The sequence below is a fragment of the Methylobacterium platani genome (assembly GCF_001653715.1).
Taxonomy (GTDB): domain Bacteria; phylum Pseudomonadota; class Alphaproteobacteria; order Rhizobiales; family Beijerinckiaceae; genus Methylobacterium; species Methylobacterium platani.
The window spans coordinates 1,873-24,820 of the sequence record NZ_LWHQ01000055.1 but is presented as its reverse complement, the minus strand read 5'-3'; the positions used below and the strand labels follow the sequence as shown (position 1 = coordinate 24,820).

Sequence of the window (22,948 nt, the reverse complement as noted above, 5' to 3'; positions counted from 1 at the left end):
GACGTTTCCGCTCCGTTCCGGAGCCGGTCAGAGCGGCGTCTCGTCGGGGTGGAAGGCGACCAGGGGGAGGCCGTCGAGGTCGACCGGCATGCGGCGGTTCCGGCCGCAGGTATCGAAGGCGTAGCCGATATCGGTCTGGGCGGTCCAGGCGATGACGCCGTTGCCGTCGCCGATGGCGGCCTGGACCTCGGCCCAGATCCGCTCGCGGGTGCGGCGGGAATACTGGCCGACATAGACGCCCGCCCGCACCTCGACGAGCCAGACCGCGAGGCGGCCGCGCAGGCGCGGCGGCGCGTTCTCGACCACCACGACCATCATCCGCGCGATACCCTCATCCGCGATGCCCCCCGTCGCCGGACGGGGTCTCGGTGAAGGCGGGGGGTTGCGCGTCGGCGGGCTCGCCCGGGGGCGGCAGGCCGCCGGCGGCCAGCACGTCCTCGATGCTCGGGATCAGGCGTTCCAGGAGCTTCGTCCTGCGGAAGACGTCGCGGCACTCGCGCCGCACCACGCCCTCGACGGAGCCCTGGAGCGGCAGCCCCTTGGCGGAGCGCCCGGCGACCTTGAACGCCACCGGCACCACGGTCTCGAACTTGAACAGGTCGGCGACGTCGTAGACGAAGGAGAGCGGCCGTCCGGAATGCAGGAAGCCGATCGCGGGCGCGTAGCCGGCGGCGAGGATCGCGGCCTCGGCGAGGCCGTGCAGGCAGGCGGTCGCGGCCGAGAGGCAGCGGTTGGGGATGTCGGCGGCGTCCCAGTCGCCGCGGTCGTAGGCGCGGCGGCGCCACTCGACGCCGTTCTGCTGCGCCTGGATCTCGTAGAAGCGGCGCACCCGCGCGCCCTCGATGCCGCGGAGCTGGTCGACGGAGCGGCGCTCGGGCGCCTCCTCGTCGAAGCGCAGCGAGAACATCCGCCGCACCACCTTGAGCCGGGCCGACTCGTCGAGGGCGAGGCGGGCCTGCCAGAGCAGCCGGTCGGAGCGGGCGCCGCCGGGCTGGCCGGCCGCGTAGAGCCGCACCCCCGCCTCGCCGCACCAGACCAGCAGCGTCCCGGCCCGGGCGGCCAGCGCCACCGCCGCGTGGCTGACCCGGGTACCGGGCTCCAGCATCAGGCAGACCAGCCCGCCGACCGGGATCTGCGTGCGCACCCCGCGCTCGTCCACCACCACGAAGGCGCCGTCGAGCACGTCGAGCCGGCCCTTCTCGATGAAGACCAGGGAGGCGCGGTCGTGGATCGGGATCGGCTTCGGCGGGGCGAGGCCGGGGAGGGCGGAGGCGCTCACGGCCGGCGGATCAGCATCAGGCCGCAGCCGAACGCTTTGGCGCGTCCGAAGCCCTTGGGGAGCTGGGCGAGGAATTTTGCCGGATCCTCGACGACGATCTCGCCCTCGAGGTCGAAGGTCGTGAAGGCGACGGCCGGGTGATCGTGCTCTCGCCGCTTGATCAGCGGCTTGCGTCGCGGCGTCTCGCGCAGGCGCTTGGCGTCGTAGGGCAGGCGGCGCTGGATGTCGCCGTCGATCGTCAGCACCGGCCGCACGATGCCGGCCGCATCGGGCGCGGTCACCGGGCGGAAGCCGGATGCCGCACCCTGGCGGGTGAGCCAGTCGCCGATGACCTGACGTTCGATCTCGAGTCGCAGCACCTGCCGGTCATCGGGCGACAGGGTCTTCGGACGATGCTCGTCCTTCCTCATCTCGTGCCAGACCGGATCGACCCGCTTGCCCCGCTCGCCCTTCGTCTTCGACGGGACACTGAAGGACGGGGCGGCCCGCAGGCGGAAGCGCAGAGCTTGGCCCTCCGCCAGGGCCGGGGCGAAGGGCTTGCTCTCGACCTCGAACAGGCCGCCGCCACCGGCCGGCGCGCGGGCCGACAGGACCAGGAAGGTGGTGCGCTGCCAGGCCGAGCCGCCGTCCTCGCGCCACAGGAAGTCGCGCTCGCGGTCGGGATGGTCGGCGAACAGCGACCAGATCAGCCGGTGGCCGGCGGCGATGCGGGCGTCCTCGTCCTCCGGCAGCAGCAGACGGGCGAGGGCGGCGGTGTCGGGGGCGTGGCGCAGGCGCACGCGGCTGAGGAAGAGGCTCACCGGTCGGCCTCCGGCTGCGGGCGCGTGCGGGTCGCGACGATCTCGTCGCGCAGGCCGAATTGCCGGCGCACCCGGCTCGTCACCCGGTCGCGGCGGCGCTCGACGCGGATCGCCTCGTAATCGGGGGCGAGCAGGGGTTCGAGGTCGGGGTGGCGGTCGGCGTAGACCACGGCCTCGTGCCAGTCCTCGTTCAAGCGCAGCGGCGCGAACGGGTAGGGCTCGCGATCGGTCATCAGATACGTCGGCTCGCCCGCGAGGTCCAGAAGGGCGGCGAGGCGCGTCACGTCGTCGAGGCAGCGGGGCGCCGGCGGGCGGCCGAGCGGGCAGGACTTGCGGCCGAGATAGAGCGTGTAGGCCGGCCGCCGCAGGGCCTCGGCGATTTTTTCCGGGGGAGGGCCCTCGGTGTCGCGGAGGTGCACCAGCCCCACCTCCACCCACAGGTCCTCGCGGTAGTCGCGGCTCGACAACAGGGTGTTGAGCCGGTGCGAGGGCCGGTCCAGGGCCTCGCGCCGCGTGGCCCAGGCGGACTTGCGCTCGGCGCCCGGCGCCTGGACGGTGTGGTAGTCGGTCATCAGGGAGCCTGAGCGCCGCACGCGCTGGGCGAGGGCGTAGCCCCGGTCGAGGGCGGCGTGCTCCGCCTCGGCGGTCCGGTCGTAGCCGAGGGCCGCCGCGACGAGGCCGAGGATCGCCGAGCGGCCCGGGCGGTCGAAGCCGCCGCGCCGCTCGCCCACCGCAAGGTCGCCGAGGCCTGCGAGGGGCGCGTAGAGCGTGAAGGCGAGGCCGGCGGGCATCAGCGCGTCGCGTAGGCGATCAGGCGCTTCAGGCTGCCCTCGCCGGTGAGCACGTTGAAGACCGGCCAGGGATCGTCGTTGCCGCGCCAGCCGTCGGGCTCCCGGTCGCGCCGGCTCTCCGGCAGGTCGTAGGCGGCGCGGAAGCCGTCGCGCGTCGCCTCGAAGGCCGCGATCGAGCCGGCCAGCACGTCCTCGCCGCCGACGGGCTTCAGGAACGCCGCCGCCAGGGTGTGGGGAGCGGCGTCCGAGACCTCGACGAGGCCGTAGCTGGCGAGCGCCCGGCTGGCGAAGCTCGCCTGCTTGCCCTTCGGCCCCACCGTCGCGGCGGCGTGGATCAGCGCGGCGAGGCCGCGCTTGGCGAGGTCGGCATCGCCGCCGAGGTTGCGGGTGAGGAGGTCGCGGTCGATGCAGAGATAGAGGTAGAAGGTGCCGGCGCCGAACCCCGCCTCGCCGACGAAGCCGGCGCCGGCATCCTCGGCCGGGGTCTTCAGGTCGTCGATGGCGGTGTAGTAATCGTCCTCGACCACGGACCGGTGGGTCGTGACGGCGTGGGCCACCTGCACCGCCGCCTCGCGGTTGAAATCCGGGTCGTCGGCCAGCATGCGGCCGAACATGCCGATATCGACCGCGCCGTCGACCGCCTTGAGCAGCGGGGTCCTGGCGAGATCGACGCTCTCGCCGGCGGCGATGCGCTCGGCCAGCGCCAGGGCGGCCGCCCGCTCCTCGGCCGAGACGAAGACGAGCTGCTCGATCCGGGTCGGGTACTTTTCCGCCTCGCCCTTGATCTTGCCGAACACGTCGGCGACCTCGCGCGCCGCCTTGCGGGCCGCGGTTTCCGCCACACCGTTCTTCAAGAGATGGCCTTCGATCTCCTCGCCGAGGCGCTGGGTGCGCGCGCCGAGATGGCCCACCAGCGCGGCCCGGAAGCCGGCCGAGGTGCGCCAGGCCCGCTTGAGCGCCTGCGAGGACACCCGCAGCCGGTCGACATTGCCGAACCGCGCCGTCTTCGGCCGGCCGGTATCGTCGCGGTTGAGGTTGGCGGGCGGGTAGGCGGTGAGGAGGTGCAGCTGCACGAAGGTGGTCATGACCGGCTCGGGACAGGAGGGAGGCGTCAGGCGGCGGGGGGCGCGGGCGCGAAGGCCCGCCCGGGCGGCCGGTGGGCGGCGGCGTGGTACTCGTAGGCGAACAGCGCCCGGGCACGGTCGCCGTGCTCGGAATCCAGCCAGGCCAGGATCGTCTCGCCGAGGCCGGCGACGTCGACCGGGTGGTCCCCCGCGAGGTCGACGGCGCGGCGCATCTGGCGCAGCAGGTCGTCGGGATCGCGGGCGGTGGTCAGGCGCTTGAGCCGCAGGGGGGAGAGCAGGGGCTGGGCGTCCTTGACGCCGTAGGGCGGGCCGAGCACGGCCGCGAGGGGCCGGGCCGGGTTGTCGGCCTTGACGCGGGCGAGCACGCAGGCCGCGACCGCCACCGGCACCAGGGTGTCGGCGGCGTTCCACCGGCCGTAGCCGAGGCCGTGATGGAGATGGTGCACCACCTCCTCGTCGAGGACGTCGAGGGGCGAGGCGGCGCGGCGCAGGCGCGCCCGGGCGCCGCGGTCGAACAGGAGGTGCGGCTCGAGGCCGGCCCGGCCCGGCGGCAGGCGGTCCCACCAGCGCCGGATCCTCCGGCGCCGGTCGTACGGGATCTCCGGAACGTCGTCGGGATCGGCGGGCGGGCGCCCATCCGCCCGCGGCGCGTCTGCGCTCGCTCGTGCGCTCACTTGCGGCCTCCCTTGGCCTTGCCGGGCTTGGCTGTGCCGTCGTCGGGTCCGGCCCGGCCCTTGTCCGTGCCCTTGTCCTTGCCCTTATCCGTGCCCTTGGCGCCGGCCCCAGTCTCGGGCGGGGGAAGGTCGAGGGCCTTGAACAGGGTCTGGCCGAGCTTGCCGTAGCCGCGCATCGTCCGGTCGAGCTCCATCTCGGCCTTGACGCGGTCCGCCACGACCGACTGGCGGAGATCCGCGAGATCCTCGATCGGTACCAACTCCCGGAACACCGCCGTGACGGCCGCCCGCAACGCCGCGAGCCAGCCCTCCAGCGTCGGCCGGTGCACCGCGGTCGCGGCCAGTCCCGCAACCGGGAGGAGGCCCGCCAGCTCGGCCAGGGTCGCCCCGAAGGCGGCCTCGGTCCGCTCCCAGAACCGCCCGCGGCCGAGATCGAGCAGGCCGCCCTTCTCGATCGACAGGGCCTGCTTCAGGGCGAGGCGCAGGATGAACTCGGCGTCGAAGGCGCCCCGCACCATCCGGCGCACGGTGGCGTCGTAGGGCCGGAACTCGGCCTTGCCGGCGAGGTGCAGCGGCATCTCGCTCTCGACGAAGTCCCGGGCTTTCATATTGTCCATGTCGTAGCCGGCGGCGATCAGCCGGGTGCCGAGGCGGGCCGAGGGATCGTCCATCTCCTTCAGGCGCTCGAGGCCCGCACGCACCGCCTTGGCGACGAACCGCTTCGTCTTGTCCTCCTCGCCGTCGACGACGAGGCCGACCCAGTGGCGATAGCCGATCCGGCCGGGCTGGCCGTGGACGGGCAGGGGCGGCTCGCCCGGCTTGGTGGCGTAATGCGGCGAGAGCGGATGCTGGAAGCCGACGTAGCTCGCGCCGTAGGGCCGGGTGCGGTAGCCGCGCACCGCCACCGGGTCGATGCGGCCGGTGAGGTCGCAGGGGCGCCCCTCGGGGTTCGCCTCGAAGACGAGGCGGATGCGCCGCGGCATGCCCCAGAACGCCTGGAGCGGGTCGACGTCGCTGTCGGTGGTCGTCCGGCCCTTGTCCGAGACCCGGGTGGGGGCGAGCCAGGGAAACACCCGCCCGGGCGCCGGCGGCGCGTCGTCCTCCGGCCGCGGCACCGCGAGCCAGAGGGTGCGCCACAGCGGCACCGGCGCCGTGCGATCCCGCGCTCCCGGGATCAGCAGCGTGGTCAGCGGGCCGCCGCCCCGCACCGAGACGCGGTGGCCGGCGCCGCCCGCGGGGGCGTAGGTCTGGAGCGTGAACAACGCCATGGCGGCCCCGGCCCGCGACAGCGTCTCGACCCCGCCGCGGCGGACGAAGTGGTCGAGATTTTTCTTCACCGTGTTGGCGCCGGGTGCCTCGATCAGCAGTTGCGACACCGGCACCGCCTCGCCGGCGATCTCCTCGGCATCCTGCCCGAAGCGCGGCCCGTCACCGTCGAGCACGAAGGCGTCGGCGAGGGGGGCGAAGGCCGCGGCCAGCGCGGCGGGCTCCGGCGGCGCCTCGAACCAGTCCGACCAGCCGGCGGCCACCCGCGCGCCGCAGGCCGCCGCCAGCAGCCCGATCCAGAATTCCCGCGTCGCCGCATCGAAATCCGCCCGGCCCCAGGCGGGAGCGACGACGGGATTCCTGTCGAGACCGGCGGTGATGTCGGCCGGCCGGATCGTGTCGAACGCGCCGTCCGCCCGCAGGACGGGAATCCAGGCCTCGGTCAGGAGGGAGAAGGGCGAGACCACGGCACTCCCTGGGCGAATCGTTCTTGGATCGTCTCAGGCCAAGGTTGCACGGGTCGGAGCGTAACGGCAAGGGCGGACCGACGCGCTCCGACGGAAGACTGTTTTCCATCTGGAGGCCATGCTCGCGGGGGCGGCGATAGACCGGACCGATCGAGCGGACGACCGGCGCATCTGCCGGCGCGATGGTTCGCCCCCGAAATGCTATCTCCTGATCGAGATCCTGGACGATTGAGACAGAACGATCGTGTTCGGCTGCGGCGACGAGCGCGACATGTCTATCCGGATCTTATGGGCAATACTGAGACTGCACGTCGTGGACATGGAACACTCCCCTCTAAGGCCGCACCGGAGCGGCGGGTGCGCCGCGCCGTCAGTCTACCGACCCTTCCACGTTCCGCGAAAGCGTCATACCGTTACCGGCACTGTCTTCAACCCCGCGGCTGCAGGGAACTCGCCGCTGAACCAGCCACCGTGACCGGCACTGTCGGTTCATCACCGCGCGTGCGGGGAACACCGTAGCGAGCGGTGCCGCGCAGCATACCTCCCTCCCGCATCCTGTCGAGGGGTGGTTCATCCCCGCGCCTGCGGGGAACACCCGAGGCCGCGCGTGATGCCGCGTTCGCGCGGCGGTTCATCCCCGCGCCTGCGGGGAACACGCGGACAAAAATCCGTCAATAGTGCGCAAGACCGGTTCATCCCCGCGCCTGCGGGGAACACGGCGCCCTCTGCGTCGCCGACCCACGCCCGGACGGTTCATCCCCGCGCCTGCGGGGAACACGACGCCGCGGTGTCGCTCGGTGGCGTGAGCGGCGGTTCATCCCCGCGCCTGCGGGGAACACATCGCTGAGCGGATGGCGCGCAGGAAGGCATACGGTTCATCCCCGCGCCTGCGGGGAACACGCGCTTCGGCTCTTGCGTACCTGACAGCCGAACGGTTCATCCCCGCGCCTGCGGGGAACACGTGCCCCTCAACGCGACGTCCGGCGCCTCGATCGGTTCATCCCCGCGCCTGCGGGGAACACCGCGTGGTCGGGCTGGCGCCGCTCTCCGGCCGCGGTTCATCCCCGCGCCTGCGGGGAACACTGTACGGTGACGGTCTACCAGACCAGAGGGACCGGTTCATCCCCGCGCCTGCGGGGAACACACCGTACACGGTCGGGAGGCGTTCGCCGCGCTCGGTTCATCCCCGCGCCTGCGGGGAACACCCCCGGGTGCTTTACTGCGTCAATGGCCGCGCCGGTTCATCCCCGCGCCTGCGGGGAACACCGCGGCGTCCGGGAGGTGGGACCTGGATAGGGCGGTTCATCCCCGCGCCTGCGGGGAACACGACACCGTCGCGATCCAGCAGCGCGCCTCGGCCGGTTCATCCCCGCGCCTGCGGGGAACACGCTTTCGGCCTTGTCAAAACTCCGCTCCTGGTCGGTTCATCCCCGCGCCTGCGGGGAACACTTGCCGAGCCGTTGGGCAGCAACGTCGTTCCGCGGTTCATCCCCGCGCCTGCGGGGAACACGGCTTGGGTCGCCCCTGTGTGGCGACTAACAACGGTTCATCCCCGCGCCTGCGGGGAACACGCCGAGATCCAGGAGATGGCGGTGCGCGAGGCCGGTTCATCCCCGCGCCTGCGGGGAACACGACATCGCCGCCTCCCATCTTGTCGACAAATGCGGTTCATCCCCGCGCCTGCGGGGAACACCGGGGCATCCGCCGGGATGCCGATCACCACCTCGGTTCATCCCCGCGCCTGCGGGGAACACCCCGTCGGGCGTGCGGGCGACGAGGAAGCGGGCGGTTCATCCCCGCGCCTGCGGGGAACACTGCCGAAGATCATCAAGGCTCGCGTGAGCGTACGGTTCATCCCCGCGCCTGCGGGGAACACCACCAGCGGAATCGGATTCCGGACTCGTTACACGGTTCATCCCCGCGCCTGCGGGGAACACATCGCCAATCATGAGTACGAGGAGGCCAAGGCCGGTTCATCCCCGCGCCTGCGGGGAACACGGGCACTCGGTGCTGTAGTACCACCGGAACGCCGGTTCATCCCCGCGCCTGCGGGGAACACCTTGTGGTGCAGGGTGACTGCAGCCTGAAGGTCGGTTCATCCCCGCGCCTGCGGGGAACACTCGCTGACGGACCGGAAGTAGCTTTCCGGGTCCGGTTCATCCCCGCGCCTGCGGGGAACACGGTAAGGTCGTCGGCATCGCGTGCTCCTCAGGCGGTTCATCCCCGCGCCTGCGGGGAACACCTATTCTGATGTACTCATTGTACGTGTCAGGACGGTTCATCCCCGCGCCTGCGGGGAACACTGGCGCAGCTCGGTTCGGCCCTCGCCCGGGTTCGGTTCATCCCCGCGCCTGCGGGGAACACGGCGATGCCGGCGCCGCGTTCCTCACCATCTGCGGTTCATCCCCGCGCCTGCGGGGAACACTCCTTCTGGAAGCGATTGATCCGCCTCGCCTTTTACGATGTCAAACAGCGCACCGACGTTTCCGCTCCGTTCCGGCCGCCCGATCCGGCGCCCGGAGCCGGTCCGGTGATGCCCCAGATCGGCGCCGGGCGCCAGGGTCGTCAGAGGACGAGGCCGAGCCGCGGCCCGTAGGTCAGCGTCAGCGTCCCGCCATCCTCCGCCACCAGCGTGCCCCGCCACGTGCCGCCGGCCTGCGGCTCCAGGGGCAGGAGGATCACGTCGTCCTCGAAGCGGCTCCAGCCGGTGCGGGCCGCCGCGACGGCGGCGTGCCAGGACGGGGCGGGGGCGAGGTGGCCGCGCAGCCGGCGGACCGTGACCGAGACCTCGGAGAGGGCCCAGGCGAGGGGCCGGTCGGCCGCCTCGGCCCAGGGCGCGAGCCGGCCGTCCTCGACCCGGGCGAGGCGCAGGAGGCGACTCTCCTCGGCGAGGCGGGTCGGCACGGTGCCCTCGTCGGGCCAGGGCTGGCCGTCGGGCCGGTAGCCCTCCGCGAAGGCCAGGAGCGCGCCGCGGGCGGCGGCGCGCTCGGCGCCGGCCCGGCCGACCGCCGCGAAGTGGATCGGCAGCAGCGGCGCGGGCAGGTCGGTCTCGTCGGCGGAGAAGACCGCCTCGATCGCCGGGCGCACGTCCTGCGGCACGCGGAAGGCCGGGCGGGCGGCGAGCTCCCGCGCCGTGCGCCAGAGGATCGCGTGGTCGCGGTAGACGAAGGCCGCGCGCGGGAAGGCGGCGGAGGCCCAGTCGGCGCCGACCGCGCCCGCCGGATCGGGCGAGACCACGACGAGCTCGGGGCCGGGGATCGGCCGGTCGCGGCCGGCATGGCGCCACAGGCGGCCGGCGCGCTGGAGCACCGAATCGATCGGCGCGAGGTCGGTGACCACGAGATCGAAATCGAGGTCGAGGGAGCTCTCGGCGACCTGGGTCGCCACCAGCACCCGGCCGCGGCGCATGTCGGGCGTCGAGGCCTTGCCGAAGCGCGCCCGCACCCGGTCCTCGACCGCGAGCCGGTCGGCGACGGCGAAGCGGGCGTGGAACAGGTCGGGATCGAGCCCGGCGGCGCGCAGGGCGGCCGCGCCGTCGAGGGCGTCGCCGACGCTGTTGCGGATCCAGGCGATGCAGGCCCCGGCCTCCGCCGCGATGCGGATCCGCGCCAGAGCTGCCGCCGCGTCCGGCACCCGGGCGACCGCGAGGGTGCGGCACAGGTCGGCCCGCGCCGCGAGCGGCGCCTCGACCGGGGCCTGCCCGGGGGCGAGCAGGGTCGCCAGGGGATAGTCCGACCGGTCGAGCGCGGCGGCCGCCGCGCCGGCGCCGCGGCGCCAGTTCGTCACGAGCTCGGCCTTGGCGGCGGCCGGCAGGGTGGCGGACAGGACCAGGGTGGTGCCGCCGCCGGCGGCGTGGAACGCGACGAGGCGGGCGAGCTCGGCGCTCACATAGGCGTCGTAGGCGTGGGCCTCGTCGACGATCAGCACCTTGCCGGCGAGGCCGGCGAGGCGGACGGTGCCGTAGCGGTTCGGCAGCACCGCCAGCACCGCCTGGTCGAGGGTGCCGACGCCGAGATCGGCGAGCAGCGCCCGGCGGCTCTCGCGGGCGAGCCAGGCCGGGGCGACCGCGCCGGAATCCGCCTCCTCGCCCCGGGCGGGTCCCGCCGGCGAGAACCCCTGGGCGGCGGCGCGAAAGCGCGGATGCAGGGCCGCGCGGCCGTGCGCGAGGGCGAGGGACGGGCGCGCGCCGTCGGCGTAGAGCCGGGCGGCGAGGGGGAGCAGGCGGTCGACCATCGCGTTGGCGGTCGCGGTGGTGGGCAGCGCCAGGTAGAGCCCGTCGGCCCGGCCGGCGGCGAGGAGCCGGTGGGCGAGCATCAGGGCGGCCTCGGTCTTGCCGCCGCCGGTCACGTCCTCGATCAGGATCAGCAGCGGCCCGTCCGGCAGGGCGACCGCCCCGGCCCAGTCCTGGATCGCGGTCGGCGGCAGGGACAGGCCGGTCAGGCCGGCGAAGGACAGGCGCGGGCCGGGCGCCCCCGGCACCAGCCCGGCCTCGCGCAGGGCCGCCTCGGCCCGGGCACAGGCCTCGGCCCAGTAGGCCGGAAGGTCGGCCTCCGGCGCGGCGTAGGGGAACCAGGCCTGGTTCGAGCCGATCCAGTCGGCGAGGGCGGTGAGCCCGGCGAGCGGCCAGCTCGCCCGCGCGGCGGCGTCCTCGGCGGGAGCCGGCACCTCGGGCGCCGGCAACAGCGCCTCGACCGCCTCCCAGTAGTCCAGGGCCGCCCCGGCCGCCTCGCCCGGGAACAGCGCGCGCCAATCCTCCGGCTGCCAGCTGTCCGGCAGCGCCACCGGGCGGCCGTGATGGCCGAAGATCGGCTGGAGCAGGCGGTGGCGCGCCGGGCCCCGCCAGCCGCGCATCAGGCCGGAGGGCGCCGCGCGGTCGAGGGGGAGCCCGCCGACCAGGACCCCGCCGACGAGGAGCAGGCCCGCCGCCGGATGGCCGGGATCGCGCTCGCCCGGCAGCGGCGGGACGGGGGCGAGCGCCGGCACCTTGGCCTGGAACAGCGGCGAGAACTTCCCGATGTCGTGCAGGGCCAGGAGATGCAGCCACAGCGCCTCGAAGGCCGGCCCGTCGAGCCCGAGCCCCGCCGCCAGGGCCCGGGCCGCCCGCGGCCGCGCCCGCAGCAGGGCCCGGCCGGCCGCCGCCACGTCGAGGCCGTGGGCCCAGGCCGGGTGGAAGGCGTGGGCCGCGCCGGCCTCGGGCCGGGCCTTGCCCCAGAAATGCCGGAACGCCTTGTCCTCCCGATCCATGGTCCGCTCCCCGCGCCGCCCGCGATTCGTCGCCCGCGAGCCGGCCGCCAGGCTCGGCCGGCGGGGCGGTGGCGTCGAGGGCCGGAAATGGAAAACTGAGTTGGCGCAGGAACCGGCTTGTCACCCGCTGCGGCAGCCTCTATACGCCCTCTCACACCGGCGCCGCGCCACGCGGCACCGAGGGCGCGTAGCTCAGCGGGAGAGCACTACGTTGACATCGTAGGGGTCACAGGTTCGATCCCTGTCGCGCCCACCATCACCACTCCGGATGTCGGGGCTTTTCCCAGCGGAGCGGTGCCGGACCGAACGGTCCGGGTTCAGTGACGAGTAAGACGGCCCGCGGTTTCCGGGGCCGGTTCCGGCTCGCATGCAGGCGTCGCGATGCGCGGCGTCATGCGGTGGCCGATGGGCGCGTAGCTCAGCGGGAGAGCACTACGTTGACATCGTAGGGGTCACAGGTTCGATCCCTGTCGCGCCCACCATCACCGCACCTTATCCCGGATCTGTCCGTCGAACGGCACGGCCTGTACGACCAGGGCCTCGACGACGAGGATGTCTCCCATGACCGAGCAGGATGTAGGCGTCGCCTTCGCCACGCTGGCGACCGCGCTCGCGGTGGCGCTGCACAAGCAGGGCGTCGCCGACGGCGAGGCGCTGCTGGCCGAGACCGTCGGCACCCTCGAGGCCGTGCTGCAGGACGACTATCCGGACCGAGCCCGGGCGATCCTCTCGGCCTGCGCCCGCTCGCTGCGGGCGGCGGAGGGCTGAAGCCCGCCGGATCCACGGGACCGCGGACAGAGCGCGCCGACGCCTCCCTGTCGCAGGCGACCCGCGGTCCGGCCGGGCCGGGACCGGCATGCGGTCCCGGAGCGCGGCTCCGGTGCCGGCGAGCCCGGGGCGCGCCTCGCACGGCAGGACCGCCCGTCGCACGCGCTTGGTTAAGGCATCGCTCATCCTCTCGGCGTAGCGTCTTCGTCATGCGAGGATCGATGATGCAGAGACGGCACGCACGGACCGAAGCCGGCAGCACACCTGCGACCCACCGCAAGCCGCCGGCCGACACCTTCGATCCGCACTTCCCGCGGCGCGACGGTATCAACGACCGCGTCGTGCGGCGCGTCCCGGATACGCCCGATGGACGCCTGGTCGCCTACGATCCGCACTTTCGGCCGCGCGAGGGGCGCTAAGGAAGGGGTGCGGCCGGCGGCACAAACGATGCATTGTGGCGTTTCCTAGAACAGCGAGGAGCCACGGCATGCCCGACGTTCGCACGGAGAAGACCTACGACGGCCGCTGGACGGTGTTCATCGGAAGCCAGATCGTCGTCGCGGACCTCGACGAGCAGGGGGCGGACGCCCTGGTGGCCTGCTACCGCAAGATCGTTTCCTCCGAGTCAGGCTCGAACTGGTCAGGCTCGGCCTGACGCGAACGCCGCGAGCCCGGGGGCGATCACCGGCGAGCCGAGACCGCCTCCGGCACCCGGCGGACGGTCTCGCGGCGGGCAACGCCGTCGCGGTCCGCCGTGGCCGGCCCGGCCGCGGCCCGCACCGTCGCGTGCCCGGCCTCGCATTCGCCGTTGGACAGATAGACGTCGAGCGGTTTCATCACGTCGCGAAACAGGCCGCCGACGCCGAGCGCGTCCGTCACTTCGTCGAGCAGCATGACTTGTCAGGTCCCAGGAACGCCTCGTCGGGCGACGATCGCGCGAGCCGCGTCCGCCCGGATGACGATCCGGCGCTCGATCCGTTCCGACGCGCCGCGGGAATTTCGCCGCGGCCTCGCGCCCCGGCACCGACCGCCGTGAGCCGGTCGCGTTCCGCATGCGGCGTGCCGGAACGTCCGACGTCGGCCGTGCCCAGGAAGAGAATTTCGTCGACAGGAGGAGCGATGGGCCCGCTCGAACGCGGCTGTCCGATGCCGAGGCCGGGAGCAGCCGGCAGACCCCTGGTAAGATGGGATCGTCGACACATGCTCGAAGAAGAACGGTGGCTGGGGGACGTGGATTCGAACCACGACTAACGGAGTCAGAGTCCGCCAATAACATGTTTAGAAACAAGAACTTAGGCTCATTCGGATGCGTCTAGACGGTCCTTGAACTAACTCGTTTTTTTCAGTTCCTTGTCTAGATGGCGAGCGTGCCCGAAACCACCCTTCCACCCACCGTTCTCTTTTGGTCCCGCGGTCTCGCCAGCCTGTCGCCGGGCGTCGTCCCGTGCCGCGGGCTCCGGCCTGACGAGTGGCGTGAGACCCATCGGCGGTGCGGCGAGTTCGTGGAGCGGTGGGGCGTCCAGGCTGACGCGGCCGGCTGGGACACGCTTCGGCTGTTCGGGATCCACCCGGAGCTCGGCACGATCCGCGGGGACTACAGCGGGATCCTCGTCACCCTGTCGGTCGACGTGCACGAGGTGACGCCCGAGTGGATCAAGCTCGGGAGGTGGACCGCATACCGGCACGAGCCGGTGAAGCAGGCGGGCATGGTGCCGATCTGGGAGAGCAAGCGATGAAGACCAGCGGCAACCTCTACCGCGAAGGCCTCCTCACCGACGAAGCCCTCGACGCGGCGATCTCCGCCTACCTCGCCGACCCGTCGAAGCCGGTGGTGCTGGAGATCGGAAAGAGCCGCCTCGACGTCGCCGCGGCCGTCCTGGCGCACCAGTGGTCGGCCGACGAGCTCGCGGTCGAGGATGCGACGCCGGCCCGGCGGCGGAACTCGGTGAAGACGGCGATCCTGCTAGCGCCGGTGGGGTGAGACACGCCTGTTGCTGAGTTTTCATCAGATGGCGCGGTGAGTATTTCTTCTTGTCCTGAAATAAGACAGTGGTTATGCGTCGAATATCTATGAATTTTCGTATCATTATTGCTGTGCAGATCACTCATCCGCCTAATTGCTGGTCGAAGTGCCTGTCGCTGCTATATAATTTTTGATTGTGGCGCTTACGTAGACACGCCATTCGCTTGACGAACATTGTTGCGGCGACGACGACAGTGACAAAGGCACGCTTGTGATCCATGCCGCCCCTGGAACATGCTTGCCGCCAGAGCGATATCAGGCTACGGATCGGCAAAACGAACTCGGCCATTCCACGCAGCCCCGCCGACCCAGAAGGTGTGCGGCGCGGTTTGGCTATTGGGCTCAGGAGGAGGGGATCCTATGGTCTCTCTAACGTTGCAGCAGGCTATCGAGCGGGCTCGGCAGCATCAGATGTCACCCGAGGAGCGACGCCGTCAGCGCGTCAGCCTTGCCATGGGGCTTCGATCGCGCGACTCTAACATGACGCGCGAGGAGGCCGAGGCCGCAGTCGACTACATGAACGGCAGCGGCCGCGCTCCGTCACGCACAACCGCTTCAGTCTGATTGCAACTTCATTCGCAATCATGCGTTAATGGAACCGCCCGGCCATAAGCCGGGCGGTTTTTCTTTGCGGCGGTGTCATCATGGTCGATACTTTTTGGGATGGTGTCGGGCGCGAATTGGCTCATGAACTTGAGCCTTTGTTTTACGTAAACCAGACAAACGTACTTGAAGCGGCGGTAAAAATTCTCGCTCTCGAAGCTAAAAAGGCTGGCGCATCAATCACACCAAACCATGTTGTACTGAGCGAACTTCATAGATCTGCGACATTATTTCTTTTGTCTAGCGCTGGAACTTACAGAACCTCAAATGTTGCGGTTGGCAATGCTACAAAAGTAATACATCAACCGCCTCCTTTTGAAGAGGTCGATAGTTTGATGCAAGATTTCTTTTTGCAACTCCATCATATATGGAATGTTACTGATCCGCTGTCGGTGGCTGGGTTTGTCCTATGGAGGATAAATTGGGTGCATCCATTCAAAAATGGGAATGGACGTACTGCTAGAGCTTTCTCGTATTTGTGCCTTTGCCTTAAGCTTGGATTTTGGCTGCCGGGAGATATCACTGTCATCGATCTTATTACTGACGAGAGGGCTCCATACTATGACGCATTGAAAAAACTTGATAACTCATTTGCCGCCGGATCTGTCGATCTCAGCCCGATGGCGGATTACCTGGGTAGGTTGCTCGAAATCCAACTAGCTGATTTCTCACCGGCTGAGCAGGTGGCGGGTAGCGGGGCTGCTGCTGATGATGCCTCTGATAAGCGCGACGCTTCGCCCGCGTAGTCGCTGCTGGCATCCATCGGATGAACGCCTCTCTGCGCTTGCTGCATCTTTGCGCGCGGGCGTAGCCTGCAGCCCGAGAGGAGCCTTGATGTCGATCCCGATCACCTTCGACGAAGCCTGGCTCCCAGGGCTGGACAGGCAATCGAGCACGCGACAGGTCTACCTCGACCACGCATCGATCGGGCGTGTGCGCCGCTGGCAGAAGGATGAGCCGAGCGGTCTGACCCGTGAGTGGTTTACGGCCGAGCGAATGGTCGAGGCCTTCTACGAGCCGATCGCGGGCGAGCATGCGACCTTCGAGGAAGCGCTGGAGCGGGTCATCTTCTATGGCGTGGAGGAATGACTCACCCTCCCACCGACCCTGAGCCCATGGACGTCATCGCACGCGAACTTCACGATCTCACCCGCCACCACATCCAGGGCTGCCCGGCCTAGAAGGATTTGGACAATACCCATTAGGCCGGCGTTGGCGAGATCGCGCGCAAAGGGGCACGGGAGTTCATCCAGGGATCGATGCCTTGATCACCGCGCGGCTTGCTCCCTACCTGATGAGAGGGCGAACCCTACAGTGTCCTTTTCCACGTTCCCTGTAGATGAGCCTACTTGCACCAACGGGCGCCTGCCAGCGGCGGATACTACTGGTGGGGAAGCGTCAGGCTGCGCGCAGAACAGCCCAATCGTATCCTTTTCCGGATTTCCAGTCGTGGGGCCGATGCGCATTGGAAGATACAGCTGACAGCGCGCTAATGCCGGCACAGCACAAACGATCATCATTAGTGCCGAGAGCGACGTACTTAGCATACGCATCTTTCCCTCCCAGGGTATTGATTATTGCAATCGAGCTACGCGAACGCTCGTCATTAACTACACGCGCAACATTCTCTATGTGGGAATTCGAGTTTGCTCGCGTCATCAGTATGGATTACATAATTTTATTTACTAAAAGATATTTAGTTCCGCAATCTTGACAATGACGCTTACTGTGCCGCAAACACCCTCGGCACCTCGCTCAACCGCGTCGTAAACCGCGGCGAGCGCATCTCGAACTTCGTCGACCAGGTGCGCTTCTCGACCAGCCCCGCCCGCGCCGGCACCACGGCGCCGCGCCCGAACCGGCTGTTGCAGGCGTCCATCGCCGCCATCAGCGCACCGGACTTCTCCCGGTCGAGGGCACCGAATAGCGGCCGGGGCGCCCCGTCGAGCGGCACGAGATCCTTCGTGACCAGCCCCGCCTTGCTGTAGCGCCAAGGCGTCGGCCCCTGCTCGCGCCAAGTCTTCGCGACGCCGTGGAGCGCCGCCTGGATGAGGTGCCGGCTGTCGTTCGTCGCCTCCGGCAGGTGCACCACCTTCGAGACCGCGCGCATCGGGTCGCCGCGGTCGTGCTCGCTGGTGTGATAGAAGACAGTCACCGCCGACACTGCGAGCCCGTCGCGCCGCAGCTTCTCGCCGAGCCGCGTGGCGTGCGCCGCCACCGCCTGCTCCAGCACCGTCCGCTCGGTGATCCGGCTGGAGAACGAGCGGGTCACCGCGCAGCCCTTGCGCCGGGCCGGCACGATCTCGAGCGGCAGGCAGGCGCGGCCGCGCAGCTCGTGGATGATGCGCTCACCCACCACCGTCAGCGACTGGCGGGCCGGCCGGGGATCAAGGTCGCGCAGGTCCGCCACCGTATCGACGCCCATGGCGGTGAGGCGGGCCAGCGAGGCACGTCCGATGCCCCAGACCTCGCCGACCGAGATCCCGACCATCCAGGCGGCGCGCTCCGCCTCGTCGGACAGGTCGCACACGCCCCCGAGCTCCGGGATGGTCTTGGCGATGTGGTTGGCGAGCTTCGCGAGCGTCTTCGTCGGCCCGATCCCGACGCAAGTCGGCAGGCCGGTCCACTGCCGCACCGTGGAGCGCAGGTCCCGGGCGAGCGCCACCCGGTCGCGCTCGCGCACGTCGGAAAGGTCCAGGAAGCTCTCGTCGATCGAGTATATCTCCACGTCCGGCGCGAACTGGCGGTAGACGGTATTCGCCCGGGCCGACATGTCGCCGTAGAGGGCGTAGTTCGAGGAGAAGACGCGCACCTTCTGCCGTCGGCACAGGTCGCGGATCTTGAAGTAGGGCTCGCCCATCTTGATCCCGAGCGCCTTGGCCTCGGCGGTGCGGGCGATGGCGCAGCCGTCGTTGTTCGAGAGCACGATCACCGGCACGCCGGTTAGCTTCGGGTCGAACACGCGCTCGCAGGAGCAGTAGAAGGAGTTGCCGTCGATCAGCGCGATCGCACGGCTCATCGCACGAGGCTCGCACGGGCCTTCACATGGTGCCAGCGCACCGAGAACAGCAGCACGCCCCAGAGCAGGCCTTCCTCGAGATCCTCGAGGGCGAATTCCTCGTCCATCTCCGGGTTGTCGAACGTGAGGGACAGCCGGTTGCCGGTCATCACCAGCCGCTTCAGGCTCATCTCACCGCCGACCACCGCCACCACCACTGCGCCCGAGGAGGGTGAGAGCGAGCGATCGACCACAGCCAGATCCTCGTCGTGGATGCCGGCGCCCTTCATGCACCAGCCGCGGACGCGCCAGATGAAGGTCGCCGGCGGGTTTGGCACGAGCCAGCGCGGCAGCTCCAGTGCGCCCTCGATGAAGTCCTCGGCGGGGCTCGGGAAACCGGCGCAGAGCGTCGGGAGCATGAACGGGATCCGCACGAGCCCGCCCGCATCCGCCGCCGCCGCACCGACCCGATAGAGACTCACGTGTGCCCTCCCTGTTAGAACGGAAAGAGAACAAACAGGCTTGCGGTTCCCGGTCAAGGCCGAGCTTCGGGCCTGTGCTGAGTGGGGATGCTGGGTTCAGGAAATCGGACTGAAGTCGCGCACCAGGGTCATGGTGCACACGGCCCCAATCCATCAGAAGCGGAGGACGCTCCTCCGCACAAATACGGGCGTGATGTAAATGAAGGGGCGGACCCGGGCGCAGAGAGGTGTCCTTGGCCGGGTCTCTCAACGCGCTCAGATGTGGGCGTAGTTCCTCGACTCCCTTGAATATGGCATAGACTACCATTGAATATACATCACTACATTGAGCAGCCTGCTGCTAAAAATCAATCAAGTGAAGCTTGCATATATAGATAGGCAGACGATATGCTGATGCACGGACCAAATAATATGCCACTATTTGGAATAATGATGGAATTAATTATCTCATAACCACAGAATATTTTGATATTTAATACGACGAAAAAAACATTATAATTTTTTTATCATGGCGGATCCAGTGTATAGACTTATCATACACTATTTATCACTGGCGCCGGAACAATCCACTTCGTGCGGATTTCTGCAATGAAGGATTTTACAAACTTTCTATTATGGAATTGATATGCGTAATTTTGGCGAAATCCCTCATGCCATAAGATATTTTTTTTACATCCACACGTTTGCGGGTCATGCCAATTGCCATTTTCGTCAATAACCAGAACATTACATCCACAAATCACAGCTTCTCGTAAAATATTACTATAGTGATCGTATGAATATAAGATGCGTGTCCTACGCAAAACATCCCCAAGACTGGCCATCGTTGGAGTGATGTCTTCAATCGGAACGATGCCTTCGTCGGGATGACGAGGGAAACGCTTGTGCAGCCCAAATCCTTTGTTTGTAAATGAACAATTCATCGTCCTTTCGAACGCAATTGAAGGATAAATGTGTGCTGGATCAACCAGCCCAAGCCATAGCACCCGGCGCGGTCCAAGCGGTTGCCCGACCGCCCTACTGACGACTCCAAGTTTCTGCGGGTCGTAGACGAAGACCATTTCTTCCTCCGCATACGAAGCATCGCCGCCGAGGAGGCCAGGCTCGTTCAAGGCCCATCTAATAACCCTACGTGCATTGCAAGGATTGCCGGCAACGATCTCCGGATAAACGACAATGGCATCGTCAATCTGCCCCGCATGGAGCGGAGCATTCCACTCGTGAGCCGAATCGCCCTCACCCGCAAGCATGGCGCTTGGGTAACCAGCCTCGTTAAGATGATGGCATAGCCGATAGAGCGCCCTAACCCCAGAGCTTCGATGTGTGTAGGGGGGCGCCCAAATCAGAAATACACGGCGTGAACGTGGATCAGGTCTTTGGAGCATTATTTTTGCCTATAAGCTGGGAAATAGGTGTCGCCGTTCTTGCCGGAGCAGAGTTCTGCATACCGACGCTGATCGTTGACGATGCGCAGCAGGTAAACCGGTGTGAAATCGTTCGCCCAGCGCTCCTTAAATGTCCGAAGTCCGTCTGCACCTGCATCCGGCATCCCGCCGGTCAGCAGACGCAGCCCATGGGTGTGTACGTAGTTCTGCAAGCCATGCATGAGGAGATAGGATGCATTCCAACGAAGGCCATGTTCAGAAATTACTGTATGTAGAACTTGAAGAATTCCAGCAAATGCAACTCCGCACGCGATTGCACCTACTCCATATTTGTCTGTTACGCGAAAAAAAATCCCGTTATTTAATTCAGATATGGTCTCAAAGTGTCGTGCGCTGTGATCGAAGAGACCGCCGGTCAACGCCCGTCTATGCTTGAGGCCTTCATAGAGCCCAACGATCTCCATCTGCTGTTTTTTGTCCGATATGACTTCGAAGGCGGCATGCGCCTCGCAACGCAAGAGCCGCTCACGAGCACGTCGGCTAAGAGGGCGACGGGGCAGGCTCGGGTCATAGACATAGTGCTGTTTCAAGAGTTTGGCGTCGCCGCCTTTTGCCTTTGGAACGTAGCCGGGTTGCGTCACGACCGAGAGTGTCACTAGATGGCGGAAGCTTTCATAAAGCTTCGTGATGTCGGCTTCACTTTCGATCCACAGGTAAGGCCAAGGGCCAACGCCATCTGAGAGTGCGGTTCCATCGATGGACCGACGTAAGACCGGGATCCGGAACGCTGGATCCATCTCGACCTGACCGATGTTCTCCAAGCCCCTGGCATAAAACTCTGTATTAAAGGGGCATACCGTCGCATTATATGGCTGGCGCATCAATTTTCCAAAATATATCATTGCATAACGGAATGCAATGTGTCAATTTATTGCCAAATTCGATATAGGTATTCGTTCCCATGAGGGGGCTTCACCCTGCACAGATCCTCCGGTCGTACCCCGGGACAGCCATGTGAGCGGTCGCCGGAGCTAAGGTGCGTGTCTGGCTTATGAGTTCATGACAGGCGTCAAGGCAACCCTCAGATGTCGATTCGACGCCGTCCGGAAGTGGCTGCAGCCGAGCGTGCGGGACGTAGCGCCAACGGAAAGTGGGGTGATCAAGCGCGCCGAGGCGATCTCGGGGCGGATGCCGGGAGCGGCGGCGTTGCGGATCGTAGCGGACGACGCGACGGGCGAGCTCGAGAGCGTGACGATCCTCGCACCTTCGGGGAGATCCCGGAGGATTTCGCCGAGCAGGTGAGCGGCGGGTGAGGGGCAGGAAGCGAAAAACCCGCCACGGCACAGAGCCGGGCGGGCTAGTCGGATCGAACATGCCCCAATGAGGGCTCTGCAACCTTGCGGTGTTACATCTCGATCCACCACTTCAGCTAACGCATGGGGGGTTGCGCCTCGTGATCGGCCAGGACGTGCCGTAGCCCGATCGGTGGGGACCGGACAGCAAAAAGCCCGCCGCGGGGTGACCCGGGCGGGCTGAAGTTTTCTCGGGTAGTTCGTCACCGCTAAGCCGGCTCGATGACGAAACGATGAAGCTGCGCTCGGGAGCAGGAGTAAAAAAGCCCCGCTCGGCAACCGCCGGCGGGGCTTAAGTAGGAGCCTCGTTTCCAATGAGACACCGGCCAACGGATCGACGGTCAGGTGGTTCCTGTCACCGATGCGGGCGGCTCGGACGGTGCTGCCCCTGGTTCTGCTCTGCCAACTGCTCGAGGGCATCGGCGATCCTCACATTCAAGACCTCGGCCTCTTGAGCGTGGCGGGCTTGGTCAGAAGCAGTGCCCGCAGCGATCGCGGCCGAAAGCCCCTTCACGGCGGCAGTGAGGTCAGCAATTGCCATGCTGTCGAACACCGCCCCGCCTGCCGTCGTCGCGATGTCCCGAGCCGTTTGAGGTTGGAGCGCTTCCGCCTTCTTGGCCTCCAGCCGGTAGTCCAAGAGGGTCTTCACGAAGCCGTTGAGAGGGACCAGAGCACCGGCCACCGCCGCCGTGGCTGCGATCGCGATGGCGGGCCAGCTATCGAGGGTTGCCAACGGATCCGCCACGCGACCGCCTCCTTTCCTCCGCCTCCGCTGCCAAGTTGATCCGCCGACGCTTGCGCAGGCCGAAGGTGTCTTCCGCCGCCATGTCGCTCGCGGCCCGGCCGGAAGAGTGCAGCTCGGCGATGGCGAGCACCCCATAGACCGCAATGCCGGTGGAGAGCGGCGGGAAAGCCGCAGCGAAGCCGATCGAGAGCGCTGCCCAGAAGAAGAACCCCGCTACGCAGCCGACCGTGCGGAGCAGGGACGTCTCCCGTCCGCGGCGCCCGTTGACCCACAAGGCCGTGAGGCGAACGACGCCGAAGGTGATGGAGATGACCCCGGCTTGCTGCTCCGTCACGAGGGCTGCAATGACCCGCCAAGCCGGGCCGACGAAGGTGGGCTCGGGGTAGAGCAGGACTGCCCCAAACGTCACCATGATCAACGACAACCACACCTCGGCCCACCGCGTCTGCCCGTAGCGGACGGCGCGGCGGATCCGTTCGTTGATCGCCGGATCGGAATCGTAGACCTTCAAGGCTCGCGCCTACCGTGCCGTCGCCGGCAGGCGCGCCAGGATCGGCTCCAGGATCAGCGCCGCGGACGAGTTCTCGTCGAGGTGCATCGCCCGGAACAGGCGCTTGGCGATCTCGGCCGGGCCGCCCACCGCGTCGATGATCTTGGAGGGCGTGCTGTCGATGATCCGCTGCAGGGCGACGGCGAGCACCTGGGAGCCGACCGGCACCGTCAGCTTGGCGTCCTTGGTGGCGCCCTGCACGGCGTTGATGCCGTAGTCGAGGCCGGTCTGGATCGTCGCTTCGATGCGCTTCTGGCTGATGAAGAGCGTCGCCCAGGGCGCCAGCTTCGCGAGCGCGGCGCTGGCGACACCGCCCAGGATCGTGACGGCGACCGACGCGACCGACGGCATGGCCGCAGCGAGCCAAGCGCCCCAGGGCAGATCGATCGACGTGCCGCCGACGGTGGCGACCTCGGCGGCGAGCGCCGGCCCGGCG

Annotated in this window: 23 protein-coding genes, 2 tRNA genes, 1 pseudogene and 1 CRISPR repeat array; of the genes and pseudogenes, 10 read left to right on the top strand and 16 right to left on the bottom strand. The window is 68.1% G+C overall.

Going from position 1 to position 22,948, the window contains the following annotated elements; genetic code table 11:
• Positions 1-27 precede the first annotated feature (27 nt).
• The 8 genes from cas2e to A5481_RS25430 form a co-directional block, all read right to left on the bottom strand.
• A complete protein-coding gene (gene cas2e, locus A5481_RS25465; RefSeq protein ID WP_048433768.1) occupies positions 28-318 on the bottom strand; it encodes a type I-E CRISPR-associated endoribonuclease Cas2e in 291 nt (96 codons plus the stop codon).
• Between the two features lie 13 nt (positions 319-331).
• Positions 332-1,279 (bottom strand): type I-E CRISPR-associated endonuclease Cas1e, encoded by a 948-nt coding sequence (gene cas1e / locus A5481_RS25460; protein ID WP_048433769.1) that lies wholly within the window; start codon positions 1,277-1,279, stop codon positions 332-334.
• Entirely contained in the window at positions 1,276-2,079 is an 804-nt protein-coding gene (gene cas6e, locus A5481_RS25455; RefSeq protein WP_048433770.1) for a type I-E CRISPR-associated protein Cas6/Cse3/CasE, read from the bottom strand. The genes cas1e and cas6e overlap by 4 nt, the downstream gene beginning before the upstream one ends.
• A complete protein-coding gene (gene cas5e / locus A5481_RS25450; protein ID WP_048433771.1) occupies positions 2,076-2,870 on the bottom strand; it encodes a type I-E CRISPR-associated protein Cas5/CasD in 795 nt (264 codons plus the stop codon). Before cas5e ends, cas6e begins: the two co-directional genes overlap by 4 nt.
• Positions 2,870-3,955 carry a type I-E CRISPR-associated protein Cas7/Cse4/CasC gene (cas7e, locus tag A5481_RS25445; protein WP_048433772.1) on the bottom strand — a complete coding sequence of 362 codons (1,086 nt, stop codon included), beginning with the start codon at positions 3,953-3,955 and terminating at the stop codon, positions 2,870-2,872. Before cas7e ends, cas5e begins: the two co-directional genes overlap by 1 nt.
• Positions 3,956-3,981: 26 nt before the next feature.
• The gene (gene casB / locus A5481_RS25440; RefSeq protein ID WP_053082351.1) at positions 3,982-4,629 is read right to left on the bottom strand and encodes a type I-E CRISPR-associated protein Cse2/CasB; all 648 of its coding nucleotides are present in this window, start codon (positions 4,627-4,629) and stop codon (positions 3,982-3,984) included.
• A complete protein-coding gene (gene casA / locus A5481_RS25435; RefSeq protein WP_053082352.1) occupies positions 4,626-6,362 on the bottom strand; it encodes a type I-E CRISPR-associated protein Cse1/CasA in 1,737 nt (578 codons plus the stop codon). Before casA ends, casB begins: the two co-directional genes overlap by 4 nt.
• A 485-nt stretch (positions 6,363-6,847) precedes the next feature.
• Positions 6,848-8,787: a CRISPR direct-repeat array (repeat unit 29 nt; unit sequence CGGTTCATCCCCGCGCCTGCGGGGAACAC).
• Positions 8,788-8,927: 140 nt separating this feature from the next.
• Positions 8,928-11,606: a CRISPR-associated helicase/endonuclease Cas3 gene (locus A5481_RS25430; protein WP_048433773.1), complete on the bottom strand. Its 2,679-nt coding sequence runs from the start codon at positions 11,604-11,606 to the stop codon at positions 8,928-8,930.
• A gap of 181 nt (positions 11,607-11,787) precedes the next feature.
• On the opposite strand from A5481_RS25430, the gene A5481_RS25425 reads away from it, so the two are divergent.
• The 5 genes from A5481_RS25425 (at position 11,788) to A5481_RS33920 (ending at position 13,029) form a co-directional block, all read left to right on the top strand.
• A tRNA-Val gene (locus A5481_RS25425) sits at positions 11,788-11,862 on the top strand.
• 151 nt (positions 11,863-12,013) lie between these two features.
• A tRNA-Val gene (locus A5481_RS25420) sits at positions 12,014-12,088 on the top strand.
• A gap of 79 nt (positions 12,089-12,167) precedes the next feature.
• On the top strand, positions 12,168-12,374 hold the full coding sequence (locus A5481_RS25415; protein WP_048433774.1) for a hypothetical protein: 207 nt from the start codon (positions 12,168-12,170) through the stop codon (positions 12,372-12,374).
• Positions 12,375-12,598: 224 nt separating this feature from the next.
• Entirely contained in the window at positions 12,599-12,793 is a 195-nt protein-coding gene (locus A5481_RS25410; RefSeq protein WP_210179222.1) for a hypothetical protein, read from the top strand.
• Positions 12,794-12,861: 68 nt separating this feature from the next.
• Complete coding sequence (locus A5481_RS33920; protein WP_156311818.1) at positions 12,862-13,029, top strand: hypothetical protein; 168 nt, start codon at positions 12,862-12,864, stop codon at positions 13,027-13,029.
• A gap of 26 nt (positions 13,030-13,055) precedes the next feature.
• Here A5481_RS33920 and A5481_RS25405 read toward each other — a convergent pair whose 3' ends face one another.
• A complete protein-coding gene (locus tag A5481_RS25405; protein ID WP_048433776.1) occupies positions 13,056-13,268 on the bottom strand; it encodes a hypothetical protein in 213 nt (70 codons plus the stop codon).
• A 608-nt stretch (positions 13,269-13,876) separates the two neighbouring features.
• Between A5481_RS25405 and A5481_RS35405 the strand changes: the two genes are divergently transcribed.
• The 4 genes from A5481_RS35405 to A5481_RS25385 all read left to right on the top strand — a co-directional run bounded on the left by A5481_RS35405 (position 13,877) and on the right by A5481_RS25385 (position 16,089).
• Positions 13,877-14,110 carry a hypothetical protein gene (locus A5481_RS35405; RefSeq protein WP_245238787.1) on the top strand — a complete coding sequence of 78 codons (234 nt, stop codon included), beginning with the start codon at positions 13,877-13,879 and terminating at the stop codon, positions 14,108-14,110.
• Complete coding sequence (locus A5481_RS25395; protein ID WP_048433778.1) at positions 14,107-14,355, top strand: hypothetical protein; 249 nt, start codon at positions 14,107-14,109, stop codon at positions 14,353-14,355. The genes A5481_RS35405 and A5481_RS25395 overlap by 4 nt, the downstream gene beginning before the upstream one ends.
• 686 nt (positions 14,356-15,041) lie before the next feature.
• Positions 15,042-15,746, top strand: a complete 705-nt coding sequence (locus A5481_RS32800) for a Fic family protein (protein ID WP_082173099.1) — start codon at positions 15,042-15,044, stop codon at positions 15,744-15,746.
• A gap of 88 nt (positions 15,747-15,834) precedes the next feature.
• Positions 15,835-16,089: a hypothetical protein gene (locus A5481_RS25385; protein ID WP_053082353.1), complete on the top strand. Its 255-nt coding sequence runs from the start codon at positions 15,835-15,837 to the stop codon at positions 16,087-16,089.
• 634 nt (positions 16,090-16,723) lie between these two features.
• Here the strand turns inward: A5481_RS25385 and A5481_RS25380 are convergent.
• The 4 genes from A5481_RS25380 to A5481_RS33910 form a co-directional block, all read right to left on the bottom strand.
• A complete protein-coding gene (locus A5481_RS25380; RefSeq protein ID WP_048433780.1) occupies positions 16,724-18,019 on the bottom strand; it encodes a Y-family DNA polymerase in 1,296 nt (431 codons plus the stop codon).
• Positions 18,016-18,480, bottom strand: coding sequence for a LexA family protein (locus A5481_RS25375; RefSeq protein WP_048433781.1), 465 nt, complete (start codon positions 18,478-18,480; stop codon positions 18,016-18,018). The genes A5481_RS25380 and A5481_RS25375 overlap by 4 nt, the downstream gene beginning before the upstream one ends.
• A 533-nt stretch (positions 18,481-19,013) precedes the next feature.
• Positions 19,014-19,730, bottom strand: coding sequence for a hypothetical protein (locus A5481_RS33915; RefSeq protein WP_156311819.1), 717 nt, complete (start codon positions 19,728-19,730; stop codon positions 19,014-19,016).
• Positions 19,731-19,864: 134 nt separating this feature from the next.
• Positions 19,865-20,746, bottom strand: a complete 882-nt coding sequence (locus A5481_RS33910) for a hypothetical protein (protein WP_156311820.1) — start codon at positions 20,744-20,746, stop codon at positions 19,865-19,867.
• Between the two features lie 178 nt (positions 20,747-20,924).
• Between A5481_RS33910 and A5481_RS35400 the strand changes: the two are divergent.
• Positions 20,925-21,178, top strand: a pseudogene (locus tag A5481_RS35400) (hypothetical protein).
• A 394-nt stretch (positions 21,179-21,572) separates the two neighbouring features.
• Here the strand turns inward: A5481_RS35400 and A5481_RS25360 are convergent.
• The 3 genes from A5481_RS25360 to A5481_RS33905 form a co-directional block, all read right to left on the bottom strand.
• Entirely contained in the window at positions 21,573-21,962 is a 390-nt protein-coding gene (locus A5481_RS25360) for a hypothetical protein (RefSeq protein WP_048433783.1), read from the bottom strand.
• Complete coding sequence (locus A5481_RS25355) at positions 21,934-22,473, bottom strand: hypothetical protein (RefSeq protein ID WP_245238789.1); 540 nt, start codon at positions 22,471-22,473, stop codon at positions 21,934-21,936. The genes A5481_RS25360 and A5481_RS25355 overlap by 29 nt, the downstream gene beginning before the upstream one ends.
• 9 nt (positions 22,474-22,482) lie before the next feature.
• On the bottom strand, positions 22,483-22,948 hold a 466-nt coding region (locus tag A5481_RS33905), incomplete at its 5' end, for a hypothetical protein (protein WP_064504407.1).

What these genes read in the sequence shown, in the direction of transcription:
- A5481_RS33910 (WP_156311820.1), bottom strand. Translation starts at nt 20,746, where the DNA reads ATGCGCCAGCCATATAATGCGACGGTATGCCCCTTTAATACAGAGTTT.
- cas5e (WP_048433771.1), bottom strand. Translation starts at nt 2,870, where the DNA reads ATGCCCGCCGGCCTCGCCTTCACGCTCTACGCGCCCCTCGCAGGCCTC.
- A5481_RS25415 (WP_048433774.1), top strand. Translation starts at nt 12,168, where the DNA reads ATGACCGAGCAGGATGTAGGCGTCGCCTTCGCCACGCTGGCGACCGCG.
- cas2e (WP_048433768.1), bottom strand. Translation starts at nt 318, where the DNA reads ATGATGGTCGTGGTGGTCGAGAACGCGCCGCCGCGCCTGCGCGGCCGC.
- A5481_RS33920 (WP_156311818.1), top strand. Translation starts at nt 12,862, where the DNA reads ATGCCCGACGTTCGCACGGAGAAGACCTACGACGGCCGCTGGACGGTG.
- A5481_RS33915 (WP_156311819.1), bottom strand. Translation starts at nt 19,730, where the DNA reads ATGCTTGCGGGTGAGGGCGATTCGGCTCACGAGTGGAATGCTCCGCTC.
- A5481_RS25385 (WP_053082353.1), top strand. Translation starts at nt 15,835, where the DNA reads ATGTCGATCCCGATCACCTTCGACGAAGCCTGGCTCCCAGGGCTGGAC.
- A5481_RS25380 (WP_048433780.1), bottom strand. Translation starts at nt 18,019, where the DNA reads ATGAGCCGTGCGATCGCGCTGATCGACGGCAACTCCTTCTACTGCTCC.
- A5481_RS25410 (WP_210179222.1), top strand. Translation starts at nt 12,599, where the DNA reads ATGCAGAGACGGCACGCACGGACCGAAGCCGGCAGCACACCTGCGACC.
- A5481_RS25395 (WP_048433778.1), top strand. Translation starts at nt 14,107, where the DNA reads ATGAAGACCAGCGGCAACCTCTACCGCGAAGGCCTCCTCACCGACGAA.
- cas7e (WP_048433772.1), bottom strand. Translation starts at nt 3,955, where the DNA reads ATGACCACCTTCGTGCAGCTGCACCTCCTCACCGCCTACCCGCCCGCC.
- A5481_RS32800 (WP_082173099.1), top strand. Translation starts at nt 15,042, where the DNA reads ATGGTCGATACTTTTTGGGATGGTGTCGGGCGCGAATTGGCTCATGAA.
- A5481_RS25405 (WP_048433776.1), bottom strand. Translation starts at nt 13,268, where the DNA reads ATGCTGCTCGACGAAGTGACGGACGCGCTCGGCGTCGGCGGCCTGTTT.
- A5481_RS25430 (WP_048433773.1), bottom strand. Translation starts at nt 11,606, where the DNA reads ATGGATCGGGAGGACAAGGCGTTCCGGCATTTCTGGGGCAAGGCCCGG.